General features: G+C 41.2%; 14 protein-coding genes. 10 read left to right on the top strand and 4 right to left on the bottom strand.

The annotated features are described in order from the left end of the window. Nucleotides 1-62: 62 nt before the first annotated feature. Nucleotides 63-1,901 (bottom strand): glutamine--fructose-6-phosphate transaminase (isomerizing), encoded by a 1,839-nt coding sequence (gene glmS / locus BMY70_RS05300; RefSeq protein WP_090333010.1) that lies wholly within the window; start codon nt 1,899-1,901, stop codon nt 63-65. A gap of 291 nt (nt 1,902-2,192) precedes the next feature. Continuing rightward, nucleotides 2,193-2,999 carry a glycogen/starch synthase gene (locus tag BMY70_RS05295; RefSeq protein WP_090333007.1) on the bottom strand — a complete coding sequence of 269 codons (807 nt, stop codon included), beginning with the start codon at nt 2,997-2,999 and terminating at the stop codon, nt 2,193-2,195. Nucleotides 3,000-3,229: 230 nt separating this feature from the next. Between BMY70_RS05295 and panC the strand changes: the two genes are divergently transcribed. Then, nucleotides 3,230-4,072, top strand: coding sequence for a pantoate--beta-alanine ligase (gene panC, locus BMY70_RS05290; RefSeq protein ID WP_090333004.1), 843 nt, complete (start codon nt 3,230-3,232; stop codon nt 4,070-4,072). 57 nt (nt 4,073-4,129) lie between these two features. On the opposite strand, the gene BMY70_RS05285 is transcribed toward panC, so the two are convergent. Continuing rightward, nucleotides 4,130-5,605: a Gfo/Idh/MocA family protein gene (locus tag BMY70_RS05285; protein WP_090333002.1), complete on the bottom strand. Its 1,476-nt coding sequence runs from the start codon at nt 5,603-5,605 to the stop codon at nt 4,130-4,132. Between the two features lie 347 nt (nt 5,606-5,952). Between BMY70_RS05285 and panD the strand changes: the two genes are divergently transcribed. The 4 genes from panD (at nt 5,953) to BMY70_RS05265 (ending at nt 8,677) form a co-directional block, all read left to right on the top strand. Then, entirely contained in the window at nt 5,953-6,318 is a 366-nt protein-coding gene (panD, locus tag BMY70_RS05280; protein WP_090332998.1) for an aspartate 1-decarboxylase, read from the top strand. Between the two features lie 35 nt (nt 6,319-6,353). Further along, nucleotides 6,354-7,388 carry a lysylphosphatidylglycerol synthase transmembrane domain-containing protein gene (locus BMY70_RS05275; protein ID WP_090332996.1) on the top strand — a complete coding sequence of 345 codons (1,035 nt, stop codon included), beginning with the start codon at nt 6,354-6,356 and terminating at the stop codon, nt 7,386-7,388. Between the two features lie 32 nt (nt 7,389-7,420). Then, nucleotides 7,421-7,906 (top strand): D-glycero-beta-D-manno-heptose 1-phosphate adenylyltransferase, encoded by a 486-nt coding sequence (gene rfaE2, locus BMY70_RS05270; RefSeq protein WP_090332993.1) that lies wholly within the window; start codon nt 7,421-7,423, stop codon nt 7,904-7,906. A 90-nt stretch (nt 7,907-7,996) separates the two neighbouring features. Next, nucleotides 7,997-8,677: a zinc metallopeptidase gene (locus BMY70_RS05265; RefSeq protein ID WP_177196965.1), complete on the top strand. Its 681-nt coding sequence runs from the start codon at nt 7,997-7,999 to the stop codon at nt 8,675-8,677. 287 nt (nt 8,678-8,964) lie between these two features. Here the strand turns inward: BMY70_RS05265 and BMY70_RS05260 are convergent, their stop codons facing one another. After that, nucleotides 8,965-10,134, bottom strand: coding sequence for an FG-GAP repeat domain-containing protein (locus tag BMY70_RS05260; protein WP_090332990.1), 1,170 nt, complete (start codon nt 10,132-10,134; stop codon nt 8,965-8,967). 162 nt (nt 10,135-10,296) lie between these two features. Between BMY70_RS05260 and gcvT the strand changes: the two genes are divergently transcribed. From gcvT to BMY70_RS05235, 5 genes are all read left to right on the top strand, one after another. Next, nucleotides 10,297-11,379, top strand: a complete 1,083-nt coding sequence (gene gcvT / locus BMY70_RS05255) for a glycine cleavage system aminomethyltransferase GcvT (protein WP_090332987.1) — start codon at nt 10,297-10,299, stop codon at nt 11,377-11,379. 86 nt (nt 11,380-11,465) lie between these two features. Continuing rightward, entirely contained in the window at nt 11,466-12,176 is a 711-nt protein-coding gene (locus BMY70_RS05250) for a 2-phosphosulfolactate phosphatase (RefSeq protein ID WP_090332984.1), read from the top strand. 39 nt (nt 12,177-12,215) lie between these two features. Beyond that, nucleotides 12,216-14,096, top strand: a complete 1,881-nt coding sequence (locus BMY70_RS05245; RefSeq protein WP_177196964.1) for a hypothetical protein — start codon at nt 12,216-12,218, stop codon at nt 14,094-14,096. Between the two features lie 25 nt (nt 14,097-14,121). Next, nucleotides 14,122-15,924 (top strand): PorZ beta-propeller-like domain-containing protein, encoded by a 1,803-nt coding sequence (locus tag BMY70_RS05240; protein ID WP_090332982.1) that lies wholly within the window; start codon nt 14,122-14,124, stop codon nt 15,922-15,924. Nucleotides 15,925-15,987: 63 nt separating this feature from the next. Next, entirely contained in the window at nt 15,988-16,638 is a 651-nt protein-coding gene (locus tag BMY70_RS05235; protein WP_090332979.1) for a uridine kinase family protein, read from the top strand. The last annotated feature ends 95 nt before the right edge of the window (nt 16,639-16,733 follow it).

Raw genomic sequence — 16,733 nt, 5'->3', positions numbered from 1 at the left:
TAAGAAACCAACGCCACAAGGACGGGTTTCTTATTTATATTTGAGATGAGAAATAAATAATTCTATTCAACCGTCACCGATTTTGCAAGATTTCTTGGCTGGTCCACGTTTCGGCCACGCATTACCGCGATATAGTAGGAAAGTAATTGCAAGGGAATAACTGAAACCAAGGGTGTAAGTATTTCATGTACTTTGGGCACTTCAATAACAAAGTCGACCATTCCAGGAATTAAGCTATCACCTTCGGTAACAATAGCAATTACGCGTCCCTTCCTCGCCTTGACCTCCTGAATATTAGATACGATTTTCTCGTACGAGCTGTCTTTGGTTGCCAGAAAAACCACCGGCATATCTTCATCGATCAGGGCGATCGGCCCATGCTTCATCTCAGCTGCGGGATAACCTTCTGCATGTATGTAAGAAATTTCCTTCAATTTTAACGCACCTTCCAATGCAACCGGAAAATTAAGACCCCTTCCTAAGTATATAAAATTTCTCGCATAGGTGAAGATGAAGGCTATTTCCTTGATCTTAGAAGCGTTTTCAAATACCTGCTCCACTTTTGCCGGAATTGTTTCCAGCTCAACCAAAAGCTGACGATATGTTTCCTCAGAAATCGTCCCTTTCCTTTTTGCAGTTGCGATAGCAATCAATGTCAAAACCGTCACTTGTGCTGTAAATGCTTTGGTGCTTGCCACTCCAATTTCCGGACCTGCGTGGGTGTATGCACCAGCATGTGAAGCACGTGCAATAGAAGAACCTACCACGTTACAAACGCCAAATATCGTTGCACCTTTTGATTTGGCCAGCTCAATGGCAGCCAGCGTATCGGCCGTCTCACCAGATTGTGAGATAGCGATGACGATATCATTTTCCTTAATAACCGGATTTCTATATCTAAACTCGGAAGCATATTCGACTTCCACATTGATTCTCGCCAGTTCTTCAAAAAGATACTCGGCCACCAGACCAGCATGCCAGGAAGTACCGCAGCCGACAATCACAATCCGTTCTGATGCAGCCAATTTATCTATATAACCAGCTAAGCCCCCTAGCTGCAAATGTGCTTCTTCTGCCCTTAAACGCCCACGCATACTGTCAGCAATAGAACGTGGCTGTTCAAAAATTTCTTTGATCATGAAATGGTCATACCCTCCTTTTTCGATGGTCTCGAGTTCCATTTCCAGCTTCTGGATGTAAGGGACTTTCTGTGTGTTATCCAGATTTTGAATACTAAGCTGTCCATCACGAATAACGGCAACCTCATAATCATCCAGGTACACAACGTCTTTTGTGTATTCTATAATCGGTGTAGCATCGGAAGCAAAGAAAAATTCATTTTCACCGACGCCTATAACCAAAGGACTCCCTTTTCTCGCAGCAATCAGCTGATCAGGAAAATCGACCGATATCACAACAATGGCATAAGCTCCGACAACTTCAAGCAAGGCAAGTCTTACTGCCTCTTCCAGTGAAGTGCCTGTTTCTTTTTGAATATCTTCAATGAAATGGATTAAAACTTCTGTGTCGGTTGCACTCTGAAAAATGTGGCCTTTGCCGATCAGGTTTTGTTTAATTGAAGCGTAGTTTTCAATTATTCCATTATGAATAATTGCCAGCTTGTGATCATTCGAAAAATGTGGATGTGCATTGACATCATTAGGTTCTCCATGTGTTGCCCAACGCGTATGACCAATGCCAATTTTCGCATTCAGTTTTTTATCAGCAAGCTGATTTTCCAGATCTGAAACCTTTCCCTTTTTCTTATAAATATTCAATTCCGAATTTTCCAGCAAGGCAACGCCGGAACTATCGTACCCCCGGTATTCCAGTCTTTTCAGACCTTTAATAATTAGTGGATAGGCATCCCTAATCCCAATATAAGCAACAATTCCGCACATGTTTTTGCAATTAATTTTAAAATGTGTGTATAATATTGAATGCAAATAAATGTCAATAAGTAGTCGATAACAAATAAAATACTGAAAATTATCCAATTTCAACAGAGTGTTCGAACACACACTAGTATATTCATTATGAAGGATTTACATCTTAAAAAATATTAAAAATTCGAGATTGGATAATTTCGTGATGATCTAAAAATTTACCTTTATTGCCATTCAAGAAAATACTGGATAAAAAAAAGCGGCGACCAGATTATGGCCGCCGCTTTTTTTATATTTTATTTCTGATTAACTCATCAAATCAGTATACAGATTATAATATGATTCTGAGAATTTTTCTTCCTCTTCGTCAAGCTCTACCCGTTTCGGTGCATCATTGAAAATCTGGTTTAAACTTTCGCTGCAATGTTCCTCCGCTTTAACCACCGCATCAGCATATGCACACCCAATTTTAACAAAACCTTCGAAATCTGCTGAATGAAGGTGAGACAAGGCCTCATCACTCACATCAATCGCTTTTGCCTTGCTCATCAAGTCAGCGTCGAATTTATAATCAAATGCATTATTGTGCACTGTAAATACACTTTTCGTATCCTTAAACATCGGATCGTTACGATAAGTAGTTTTAAGATACATCGGAATCAAAGCAGTCATCCAATCGTTGCAATGCACAACATCAGGCGCCCATCCCAATTTCTTAACTGTTTCTAAAACACCTTTGCAAAAGAAAATCGCACGTTCATCATTATCATCGTAGAAATTATTCTCCTTGTCGAAGAATACAGATTTACGGTGAAAATAATCATCGTTATCTATAAAATAAACCTGAAGTTTCGCGTTTGGGATAGAAGCAACCTTAATTATAAGTGGTTTTTCTTCATCACCAACCGTAATATTAATTCCTGACAATCGAACTACTTCGTGAAGCCTGTTTTTACGCTCATTGATTAGACCAAATCGAGGTACCAAAATTCTTATCTCTGCCCCGCGCTCCTGCATTGCTTGCGGAAGTCTTCTTACATAATCGGCAACATCTGTGGTCTGGAGAAAAGGATTGATTTCACTGGCTACATACAAAATTCGTAGTTTGTCCATAGATATTTAAAGCAGTTTGTGAAAAAAAGTTTTGCAAAATTACATAAAAAAATCTGCATTTTCAATAGAAATTCAAAACTAATTGTAATATTGCGCAGAGTTTGGGCTTATCTATGCCAAATATTTCAGAAACCCCCTGCGAACAAGCCGGATTAACCACTTTTCACATTTAGGAAAAACAGGTTCAGTTTGTAATTAATCCTGCACCTTCCCTACTTATAATTCTTTTCATGGAAGTTTTTACTTCAATACCCAGTCTAAAAAATTTTCTTCTTCAACAACGCCTCCAAAATAAAAGTATTGGATTGATCCCGACGATGGGTGCGCTGCATGAAGGTCATATTTCTCTGATAGACACTGCAAAAATACAAAATGATATTGTTGTTTGCAGCATTTTCGTTAACCCAACCCAGTTCAATAATCCGGAAGACCTTGCCAAATATCCAAGGACATTGGAAGAGGATTGTGTGATGCTTGAAAATGCGGGATGTTCTGCGGTGTTCGCTCCTTCGGTTGAGGAAATGTATCCTGAAAAACCGACGCTGACGATTAATTTCGGTTTGCTTGAAACGGTGATGGAAGGCGCTTCAAGGCCAGGACATTTTAATGGTGTAGGTATTGTAGTATCGAAGCTATTCAATATTGTTGAACCGCACCGGGCTTATTTTGGACAAAAAGACTTGCAGCAGGTAATGATAGTAAAAAGAATGGTTGAAGATCTTTCTTTCAATCTCGAACTGATCATTTGTCCTACAATCAGAGAAACGGATGGACTGGCGATGTCTTCCAGAAACAGACGTCTTGGTGAGGAAGAAAGAGCTCATGCTCCGATTATTTATAAAATACTTCTCGACGCAAAGGATAAGATACAGAACGGCGACGACATCGAAGAGGTAAAAGAATCGGTACAACTGGAATTTCACGTACTGGCTGGATTTGAACTTGATTATTTCGAGGTTGTCAACACCAAAACTTTGCAGCCGATACATACCATCGCAGAAGCAGGTACGACAGCACTTTGTATTGCAACTTTCCTCGGCCCTGTCCGGTTGATTGATAATATTATTTTCTAGAAATTTAATAGCAACAAAAAAGGCCTCGAACGAGGCCTTTTTTGTTGCTATTAAATTTTATGATTCCAACTTCCAATCACCACGATACGTGCGTTTCACAAACTGATTCGCTTCATCGAAGTTTGTAATTTTCATATTATTGCCATCCCAAAGCAGTTTCTTGCGTCCCGGGTAGTCAAAACCTTTTCCATCCGCTCTTGCCTGGCGGAGGTTGTAGCTGCGGATACCAAGATTACCCATAATAACAGTTTCAGTCAAAGGACCAGCATAATCAAACGATGATGTCAGCGCTTTGTGTTCTTTGCTTTGGTAACCAGCTTTACAAGCGTCAGACCAGGAAACGTGATGACCGAATTCAGGCATTACTGTATATTTATTACCAAAATCACCATCCTTATATTCAAGTTTGGTTCCGTTTTTTAGATATACTTTTGGATCCTTACCGTACGTTCCGCAAGTCATAACTCCTTTTTCGCCGATCAATAAAACACCATTACTACTGTCTGGCTCTCCGAGAGGGTCGTTTGCAGGAATCAAATCTGGGTGGAAAGGACGCAAACCACCATCATGCCAGGTCAGTGTTACTTCCGACTTGTTAATTTTGTTTGCAGGGAATTTCAACTGAACGCGTGACGATGGCGGACAACCTTCGGGAATATATTCCGGTGTCCAGTCCTTGATAAAAACTGAACCTGCACTGCATTCCAATTCTGTCGGGTAACCCAAACCTAATGTTCTGAAAGCAGGGTCAATCAGGTGACATCCCATATCGCCCAAAGCTCCCGTTCCGAAATTCCACCAGCCACGCCATTTAAATGGATGCCATGCCGGATTATAATCTACCCATTCAGCAGAACCCACCCAAAGATCCCAATCCAATCCTTCCGGAGTCGGCATTTTTCCAACAGGAACGGGAATTCCCTGCGGCCAAACCGGACGGTTTGTCCACACGTGCGCCTCATGCACATTACCGATCAGTCCTTTTTTAAACCATTCCTTCATCTGAGTTTGAGCAGGGTTAGAAGCACCCTGATTTCCCATCTGCGTTACGACTTTATATTTTCTCGCAGCTTCCGTAAGCATACGCGCTTCGTATATATCATGTGTTAGTGGTTTTTGAACATACACGTGTTTTCCTCTCTGCATGGCGGCCATTGCAATAATAGCGTGCATATGATCCGTAGTAGAAACGGTAACCGCATCTATATCTTTCCCCATTTCATCAAACATGCGTCTGAAATCTTTGTATTTCTTTGCAGTAGGATGTAATTCAAAATTCTTTTGAGCCTGGTTCCAGTCTACGTCGCAAAGCGCCACCAGATTTTCAGCACCCTTATTCCATGCATTATTGGTATCCGAAAATCCCTTTCCTCCCACACCGATACCGGCAATATTCAACTTGTCACTCGGTGCGATAAATCCTTTCCCAAGAACGTTTCTGGGAACAATAAAAAAACTTCCCACTGCCGCCACGGTAGTTTTCTGCAGAAAGTCACGACGGGTGACACCTTTTGGTTTATTCTCTGTACTCATCGGGTTTGGTCTAAAAAAAAAGATTAATAATAGTCAAAAGCGTTGTTTCATCCATTCATACTGAATTGAATTAATCAGAGCTTAAATATAATGATGTTCGGATATATGTTCACGCCATATTCCATTAATTCATAATTAAGATTTAAACATGGATTTGAAGCATCAATCTTTACCTCACATTACACTGATTAACAATCACTTAATCTGAATAAAAATCTCACAATTATCCGCATTTTTAAAATTGGAACTACGCCTGATAGCCCGATGTTTTGAAGGGTGTGTATTATTCCCGTAACTTTGCCGGAATGATATGCATAAATATTAATATTCACTCATCTAGCTGAGTAATGCAAATAACCATAATGAAATCGAAGATTCACCGTGTGAAGGTGACTCAGGCAGAATTGAATTACGTAGGAAGTATCACAATTGACGAAGATTTGATGGACGCTGCCGGTTTAATTGAAAACGAGCAGGTTCATATTGTAAACAATAACAATGGCGAGCGGTTTGTTACGTATGTCATTAAAGGAGAACGAAAAACCGGGATGATTTGTCTGAATGGTGCAGCAGCCAGGAAAGTGCAAATTGGCGATATTATCATTATCATTGCATATGCGAGCATGACGCCGGAGGAAGCCAAAACTTTCAAACCGATGGTTGTTTTTCCTGATCAGAATAACGAAATTATCAGTGTTACAGCCCGAGGTTAAAACAAACTTACTACTCATCATCACGATTTAATTTTATGAAAAGCGCTCTTCGCTATATCATCTCGCTTGGACTGGCGGGTGGTCTGATTTGGTTTGTATTCAAGGATATCAATCTAGCCGATATGCTTGACAGATTTAGTCAGGCTGATTGGCGCTGGATGGCAATTTCATGCTTTTTATTGCTATGTGCGCATGTTACAAGAGCATGGCGCTGGGCGATGCTGATGGAACCACTTGGATATAAACCGGGAATTGTCAATAGCTCAATTTCTGTATTAACAGGTTATTTTGCGAACTATATTGTTCCGAGAATGGGCGAGGTTACCCGATGCGGAACATTGTACAGACTGGAAAGAATTCCGGTAAACCTCAGCTTTGGTACGGTTGTAGCAGAACGCATTTTCGATGTTATCATTCTTCTGGGATTAATAGGTCTCAACTTCATTCTTGAATTTGACCGTTTAAGCAGCTTTTTTACTGAAATTTTTCAGAGTAAAATACAGGGTAACGGACAGCCAGGTACTGGCCCGAGTCCGATACTGATTATTTTAGGCATCGGTTTTATTGCTGTAATCATTGGTGCAATCATTATTTTCCGCAGTGCTTCCTTACGTAACAAATTAATGGAAAATGCGATTGTTCAAAAAATAGCCACTTTTTTACAAGGCATGCTGGAAGGCTTGCTGAGCGTCAGAAAGCTTAAAAATCCAGGAATGTTCTTTTTGAGCACTGCAATGATCTGGGTATTTTACTATCTGGTTTCATATGTTCTGTTTTTCTGTATTCCGGAAACTTCTCAGCTTGGTTTATTGGCTGGTCTGACCTTACTCGTTGTTGGATCCATCGGAATGACTGCACCTACCCAGGGCGGCATCGGCGCTTACCATTTGTTGGTTGGAAGCGTAATGGTGTTATATGGTTTGACCCAGAAAGACGGTATCACACTGGCCACATTCATACATGGCACACAAATGTTATTCATGTTAGTCGTCGGAGCACTTGCATTTTTGTATGTTTTAATCCAGAATAAAACAGAAGAAGAACCGGCAGTCGTTACTCAGAATAACTAAATCCGTCATAGAACCTGAAACCGTTTTGAAGAATGAACTCAACAGAAAGTAAAATTTTACGTATCGAAGAAGCCAAAGAAATAATTGCAGACTGGCAGAGAGCCGGCCAGAAGGTTGTCTTTACGAATGGCTGTTTTGATATTGTACATTTAGGTCATATCGATTACCTTGAAAAAGCGCACGCCTTGGGCGGGCGTTTGGTTTTAGGATTGAATACAGACGCATCGGTCAGCCGCTTGAAAGGGCCGCTTCGTCCGGTAGTTAATGAATATGCACGGGCGCGTCTGATGGCAGCTTTGTCCTTCGTGGATGCTGTCATTTTGTTCGATGAGCAGACCCCAAGTCAGTTAATTGAGGCGTTAAAACCTGACATTTTGGTAAAAGGTGACGATTATACAGTCGAAACAATCGCTGGCGCAGATTTTGTTCTAAGTAATGGAGGCGAGGTAAAAACAATAGCTCTGGTAAAAGGTTATTCAACTTCGGCACTTATTGAAAAGATTAAAGAAGGATATTAGGAAAGAGGATTTCTTGAATGTCAAGTGCCGATATTTCCTCTCATTTTATTTTAAAATTTAATTTTTCGTAACAAAACTAAAAAGAGAAATATGGCTGGTTCATATGTAATTATTATACTCGTCATGGCTATCAGCATGTATGTGCAATGGCGTTTGAAAAGTAAGTTTGAAGAGTATTCGCAAGTTGGCCTGAGCAACGGGATGAGTGGTCGTGAGATTGCTGAAAAAATGCTTCGGGATAGTAATATTTATGATGTAAGAGTGGTGTCTGTGGAGGGCCAGTTGACTGACCATTATAATCCGCAAGACAAGACTGTGAATCTCAGTCCGGATGTATTTCACGGACGAAGCGTTTCGGCGGCAGCGGTCGCTTCACACGAATGTGGTCACGCTGTTCAGCATGCAACGGCTTACCAATGGTTGAAATTCCGATCTCAGATGGTACCGTTTTTAAGTATTTCATCACGTTATATGCAATGGGTTATTTTAGGTGGTGTATTATTGTTAAATACAACTCCAATTCCATTAGCGATCGGTGTAGCTTTATTTGCTGTAACCACTTTATTCAGTTTTATCACACTTCCAGTTGAGTATGACGCAAGTAACAGAGCCTTGGCCTGGATTCAGAACAACAGGATTGTTAACGAAAGAGAATATGTGATGGCGGCTGACGCCTTGAAATGGGCAGCAAGAACATATCTGGTAGCTGCAATCGGTTCTCTTGCAACTTTACTTTATTATGTAAGTCTGTTAATGGGGAGGAGAGACTAATTGCAGGAATAATCGAATTGAGATTATATGAAGAAACGTCAGCCATTCAAGGCTGACGTTTCTTTTTTGTTGCCTATTCTTTCATAAAGTTCGATTAATAATTCAGATTATGGATTCAATCAGAAGCGCGTCGACATATCGCCAATGCAAAGGAAATATTGAGCAAATACTTCACCACTCAATGAGCTATCACGGGGCTCAAACCGTGAAGCTCGTCGCGATCGGATTTCAGGCGGCAGAAAATATTATTAAATCTACAGAGCTAATGTTAGTACTATACTTTCATGCTATTTTTTCTGATTCCAGTAAATCACGACATTGTGTGTAGAACGCCCGGAAGCAATTACATCCAAATCGCCATCGCCATCCAGATCTGTTACCGTTAAATCTTCGCACGCAATTTTGATCTTATCATCAAGCGAATATTCCTGCCATTTTTTTCCCTCAGGGTCCATGCCTACGAACATTCTCACGCCCATTATATCGGCAACATTCGGATTTCTCCACCCCACGACAATTTGATCACGGCCCTGCCCGAAGAAATCGGCACAGGCAAGTGCGTGTCCTTCCTTCATTTTATCAGTCAAAACTGTACGGTTATCTTTTGAATAAACGACCAGTGAGTTTCCATGCATAGGCTCAACGGTGGTGGAAAATAACTGATTTTTCCCAAGCGTCCCCATTCTGATCTCACCAACGCCCTGCCCAGGTACCATCCAGTTTCCTGAAGGTGCCCAACCGTCCACGCCGTTCAAAAAAACCTGAACACCTTCTTTACTGCCGACAGCCAGGCCTGCAAACCGGCCCGAAACTTCCATAGGCTGAAAATTGTGTGTCATATGCATATTGGTTTCTATAAGATCATACCCCCAAAGACCTTTACGATTTTCAGGAACATCAAAAGCAATCATTTTCACACCCGCTCCTACTCCATTCACATTTCCTTCACCATGCAAAGGCAGTACGATAAGTTGAAAAGTATCATCCGTTTTCTTCACCCAATGCATTCTGTGAATCGTTACTTCATGATGTAAACGAACTGGTTCCCAAAGCGTTGTCCGGTCTTCAGTTGGGACCAGATAAAATACTGCTCCTGAAAGTTTATTATTTTTTGTTTCACCAGGATTCCACTGCGCCCCGACGGCAACTTCAACTTTTCCGTCACCGTCAATATCGCGCGCTGCAATACAAACATTATCCTGTTCCGTTAAATCTTTCGCGATTACATACCGGATCCACTTGCCTGTTTTCTCTCCCGGATTTTTATACCAGACAATCTCCTTTTTGTCTGCCAGAAGAATATCCGGTTTGCCGTCTCCATCCACATCGCCCGTCACCACACCATATCCAATGCTGATTTGGTCATCGATCACTTCTCCTTTAAAAGTTGCCGTTTGCGCGCTGGTACTAAGGTGGAAAAGAGAAAGAATAACGAAAGGTAATATTTGTTTTTTCATAGATTAATTTTTCATTTTTCGACCTACGTAGAAGTCTTAAAGCCTACTTTTTCACAATATACTTCAAAAACCTCGTTAGCTTCATTTCTAAACATACATTTTTGCGTCGCTTTGTTCTGCTTTTCATACTTTTGTACTTTAAAGAGAACCAAAAACCATTTTATGAAAACTGTTCCCCTACATCAGGTCCATGTTCAATTAGGTGCCAAAATAGTACCCTTTGCAGGTTTTGAGATGCCAGTACGCTATTCCTCAGATATGGAAGAGCATCACACGGTCCGCAATAATGTAGGTGTTTTCGATGTCTCGCACATGGGTGAGTTTAGCGTTAAAGGCCCCAAAGCACTGGATTTGATCCAAAAAGTATCTGCTAATGATGCGTCTGTTTTGTTTGACGGAAAAGTACAATACAGCTATTTGCCGAATGCAGATGGTGGCGTCGTTGATGACTTATTGGTTTACCGATATAATGCTGAAGAATATCTTCTGGTGGTTAATGCTTCCAATATCGAAAAAGACTGGAACTGGATTCAAAGCCACAATACAGAAGGTGTTGAAATGAAAAACCTTTCTGACGATCTGTGTCTTCTTGCTGTTCAGGGACCAAATGCAACAGCAACTTTGCAAAAACTTACCGAAGTGGATCTCGTTTCCATGGAATATTATACTTTCAAAGTTGGTAAAATGGCCGGCATCGAAGGTGTGATTATTTCAGCTACAGGCTATACCGGCGCAGGCGGATTCGAAATTTATATTCAGAAAGAAGATGCGGAGAAAATGTGGAATGCCATATTTGAAGCAGGTAAAGAATTTAATATCCAGCCGGTTGGTCTGGGTGCACGTGATACATTGCGCCTTGAAAAAGGTTTCTGTTTATATGGAAATGATATCGATGATAAAACTTCTCCTTTGGAAGCTGGCCTGGGCTGGGTTACTAAATTCACAAAAGACTTTATCAATTCCGAAGATTTGAAAGGCCAGAAAGAAGCTGGTTTGAAAAACAAACTGGTTGGTTTTGAAATGATCGACCGTGGTATTCCTCGCGGTCATTACGAATTATGTGACGCAGAAGGAAATAAACTGGGCGACGTAACATCAGGAACTCAATCGCCAACTTTGCAAAAAGGAATCGGCTTGGGTTATGTTCCGACGGCTTACAGCAAACCGGAAACGGAAGTTTTTGTTAAGGTGAGAGACCGCCTGTTAAAAGCGAAAGTTGTAAAATTACCTTTCGTAAAAGGTTAAAAAATTTGGATACCGGGCCTTAACGCAGCCCGGTACCTTCCACTATCTCTCAAACTTAATACTCAAATTTCCGTATTACTTTTAGTATGAAACACCTTGATGTTTGTCTGACGCCTGACTTATTACACTTACATAAACTCGATAATTCGATTGTTGTTGTTGCCGATATTTTCCGGGCAACATCCTGCATGGTTACCGGCCTTGCTTATGGCGTGAAAAGCATTACACCCGTTGCCAGCGTTGAAGAATGTAAGTTATTGCAGGACAGAGGATTTATCGCCGCTGCCGAACGCGACGCACATAAAGTAGAAGGTTTTGATCTTGACAATTCTCCGTTCAGTTATATGAATGAGAGATTAATTGGATCTGAAATTGCAATGACAACGACCAACGGAACGTTGTCTATTGCAAAAGCACGGGCCTCCGCTGTAAAGGTTATGGTAGGTGCGTTTTTAAATCTAGGTGCCTTAGCTAATCATTTAAGATCCGAACAGTACGATGTGCTGGTGCTTTGTGCAGGCTGGAAAGGAAGACCAAACCTGGAAGACACATTGTTTGCAGGAGCGCTCGCTGAAGAATTGAAGGATCAGTTTATGTTAAGAGAAGATGGAACGCTGATGGCGCAAAGGCTTTACAATCAAAGTAAAGAAAATCTGCTTTCAGCAGTCTCAAATTCTTCACACGTTAGAAGGTTGCAGCGTTTGGGCATCCAGAAAGATATAGCATATTGTTTGCAAAAAGATTTATATGACGTTGTTCCTGTTTTGAGAGGAACGACACTTGTTGCCATGAATTGATATTCAAAATCGTTAATTATTAAGTTTCAACAACTGTACATGTCAAAATTCTTCATCACTGCTTTCCTTGCTTTGTTCATAAGCACATCATGGGTTCTTGCGCAGGAAGTACCTTCAACGCCGCAGACTGATAGTACTTTAACCAATCCGACAGGAAAAAAGGATAAAAAATCCAATGAAGTAGTTGCTGATACTTTAACTGAGGCAGAAGCAGAGGAACAGGTTTTAAAGGCTGCCAAGGCAAATGGTGATACTGTTTACGCTTATAAAATAACAACAGGCGATTTGTCGTATCTGACAGTTTGTCCGGGCACAACGATCACTGTTCCATTTATACCAGAAGGCCCGTTTGATGCCGATAATAATTTCATTGTCCATTTAATTGATCCGGCTGGAAAATCCATTCCAATTTCCTTACCTAGTAAAGCAGGACCGATCCGTGCCGTTATTCCATCCTATAAAATTGGAGGAGAGGTCTATAAAATTCAGGTGTTAAGTACAATCCCGGTCATTAAGAGCCAGGAAGTCCCAATTCGCCTACTCCAGACGCCGACAGCCAGAATCGAAATTATTGATGGAACGCAGGCTGTCCGGGTAATGCCAGGGCATGAAGTTCAGTTAAAAGTAAATTTGTATGGAACGGCTCCCTGGTCTTTCCGTCTTTCAGATAGCACAACGGTATACCAGACTTTATCTAATCCTCATTATCTGACGGTTAAACCGACACATGTTCAGGCTTACAGTATTGTGGGCATTTCGAATGCTTGCGGAAGCGGAACGTCTACTGGTGAACCAATTGTTAATGTAGATGATAATCCTGAACCTAAGCTTGAACTTAAAGAGGTTGACAAGCTCGTCAGAGTTTGTTCCGGAATTCCGTTCCAGGTTCCATTTAGTGCAACCGGAAAATTTAAAGCTGGCAACAAATTTGTCGTTCAGATCGCAGAACGTACCGGGGCATTTAAAACTATATCTTCGCCGGACACGACGGGATATATTACAACACAAATTCCTACAACCTACAAGCCGGGTGATTATCGGTTACGCGTAATGTCGTCGGCTCCATACTTGATCAGTCAGGTTGCCAATATCAGTATTGCAGCGCCAACCGTTGCGACATTGCAGAGAGATTCTCTGCATCTGCCTGAAAATGGCTCCGGAGATTTATCTGTTCGTTTTGATGGAGGCGGCCCTTGGTTCGTGTTGTTGTCAGATGGAACGTATGAAAATAACATCATGGATTCTCCTCACAAAGTTACTGTAAAACCCTATCACGACACCAATTATCAAATTTCATCAGCCGGTGGGCTTTGCGGTGTTGGGAAATTCTCGGGACGTGCGAAAGTTACCGTTACTACACCGCCTGCGAGTATTACGATGGAAAAACTACCGCAGTCTATGGTTTGCGCGGGAAGTACCATCGAAATACCTTATAAAACCATTGGACGTTATTCAACGACCAACCGGTTTGTTGTTCAGATAACGGATAAAAGCGGAAGATTTGTTGATTTGCCTACCACTGTTACACCAACAACCTTTACTGCAAAAGTCACTTCGGCAGTTTCGCCGGGCGATACCGTCAGAGCCCAAAAAATTCGTATTATCTCTTCTTCGCCAGCGGTTTCAAGTAAAGAAGAAGAAATCAGGGTTATTGCCAATAATAAGGCTATCGGGGAGGTTTCCGGAAAAGCATTTATTTCAGGGGGAAGGTCAACGCGTATTACGCTTAAATTTAAAAACGGTTTACCTCCCTGGTCGTTTACCTTATCGGATGGAACGGCTGTAAACGGCACTTTTCTTAACCCTTATCTGATCACGGTTTCTCCTAAAGTAACGACCGAATATACCATCAGTTCTTTAAAAAGTGGCTGCGGAACAGGAGTTGCAACGGGTTCGGCCATTGTTACGGTTGACAAATAATTTTTAACCCAAAAGAAAAAGTGGAATGATACGCACTTTTGTACTGCTTTTGCTTTTGGGTTTTCTTAAAACCTATTCAGTTGCACAACAGATTCCAATCGGGTCATGGGAATCTCATTTCAGTTATCGTTCGGCAAAGCAAGTATTAAAAGTAAGAAACAAACTTTTCTGTTCTTCTTACAACGGGCTTTTCAGCATTGATCCAAATAATGATCAGATAACGATCTTTTCGAAATCTACCGGACTGAATGATGTTGGAATCAGTGCGATGGCTTATGATTCTACGGAAAATTTGCTGATGCTTGCTTATCGGAATGGGAATCTCGATCTGGCGTATCTAAATGAAAATCAAGAAGCGGATCAGATTGTCAACTGGTCTTTTCTGTTAAATGCCACTGATCTTCCGGCTGGCAAAAATATTAGCAAAATCCTTTTTAAAGACAGAAGGGCCTATCTGGCAACGAACTTCGGGATTGTTGTTTTAAACCCAAAATTACGTGAAGTCGTTGAGACATATCGATATATCGGACCAAACGGCGCAGAAGCCCAGGTTACTGATATAACTTTTACAGCTGATTCGCTTTTTGCCGCAACTTCTCAGGGATTACTTGCAACTTCACTTTCGGCGAATATTAACAGACAATATTTTGCAAACTGGAAAATGATTCCTGCACCTTATAGGACAATATCTATCTCTTTTCAAGATGGAAAGTTATATGCAGGTTTCAGCGGAAAGGGAATTTTTAAAAGGAAAAACACAGATTGGGAATTAGTTTATTCTTCTGAAAGTTCGAACATTTCCTTCTCAGAAAATCTTGTGACGTTGTCAGATAAAATTCTGGTCATCAATAAGGAAAAAACGGATGTTTATGAAAACCCGTTATTCAACTTGCTGGGATCATCCTTGCTCAACGATAATTTTTTCTGGACCGCTGACACCCGGCAGGGGCTTTTGAGTAACAAGGATGGAGCCTTCAAATCTTACAGTCCTTTCGAAGGTGACACAACTATAACAGTAAAAACGGATTCTTCTGTAATTGATTTCAATGGGTTGGTTTGGACAAAACTTCCTTCATATCTGGGAGGCGGAATTTCGGTTAAAAATGTTTCTACAAGCCAGCAACGAATACTTTCAGTGGCAGCGGGAAATGGCGGTTTGCCCTCTTCGGCAATTAATAGCCTGGCCAGCGATGAGGACGGATTAATCTGGTTTGCCAGTGACCGCGGCGTTGGTTATTTTATCCCGGATGAAGTTATGAGCACTCCCAGGCTCGATGCGATTTTACCAATCTACGGACAGCGTAAACTTTTTGCGAATGAACGCAGCAACGCGATATCAGTTGAGTCCGGAAATCGCAAATGGATTGGAACGGATAACGGTCTGTTTCAGTTTACAGCGGATGGGACAGAACTTATTAAACAATTCACGTCCGAAAATAGTCCCTTGCCTTCCAGTCGTATAAAAGATTTAAAGTTTGAGAAGGAATCCGGTATGTTATTTATCGAAACTCCAAACGGAATGGTCGCATACCGGAGTGATGCTTCTTTGGCCCAGGAAAATATATCGTCTGTAAACATCTTCCCAAATCCCGTTCGTCCAGATTTTGAGGGTAACCTCGGCGTGAAAGGACTTATGGATAATACGATTATTAAGATAACCGACCTGTCAGGGAGACTGGTATTTGAGACGCGTTCACAAGGTGGGACAGCGTCGTGGAACTTAAATGATTACACAGGCAAAAGAGCCCGGGCAGGAATTTATCTGATAATCGTTGTATCTTCCGATAGAAGTGAAAAGACAGCTGGAAAATTGGCCATAATAAATTAATTGATCTGACTACTTAAACACATTGGTGTGCCCATCCGGAGTAAATCCGAAATTTAAATTATAATGACAACCCACGACAAACAACCCTATATCATCGGTATAACAGGCGGAAGCGCATCAGGAAAAACTTTCTTCATGAAATGCCTGATCGACTCCTTTCCAGCCGAGCAAGTGTGCAGAATTTCACAGGACAATTATTATCGGCCGATTCATGAGATTCCGAGAGATGAAAATGGGGTTGAAAATTTTGATTTACCGGAAACGATTGACCACCATCTCTTTGCAGAGCATATTGCCGTTCTTCGCGCAGGCCGAGAAGTACAGCAAAAAGAATATACATTTAATAACCCGTTGATCAAACCCGAAATTCTGGTTTTCGAGCCTCGCCCGATTATCATCGTTGAGGGAATTTTCGTCCTCTATTTTCCTGATATTGCGCGTCTTATCGATTTAAAAATATTCGTCGATGCGAAAGAACATGTAAAAATAAAAAGACGGATTATTCGTGATAATAACGAGCGCGGTTACGATCTGGATGATGTTCTTTACCGCTGGGAGCATCACGTAGCGCCAACGTACGACAAGTATATTTTACCACTTCGGTCTGAAGCAGATATCATCATTAATAATAATACAAGGTTTGATACCGGATTGGATGTTTTGGTTGGGTTTTTAAAGAAGAAGCTGGCGGAGCGGAATGATGCAGCAAACTGAGTATTAGTATGACCCGCAACATTAACTCTCTTACGCACGCGTTTTTATTGACATCCAAAATTATTTTTTAATTCTGATATAAGCTAAATTTACAG

The organism is Dyadobacter koreensis (assembly GCF_900108855.1).
Lineage (GTDB): Bacteria > Bacteroidota > Bacteroidia > Cytophagales > Spirosomataceae > Dyadobacter > Dyadobacter koreensis.
Note: the sequence above shows the minus strand (reverse complement) of the source record. Positions and strands in the feature narration are given on the sequence as shown.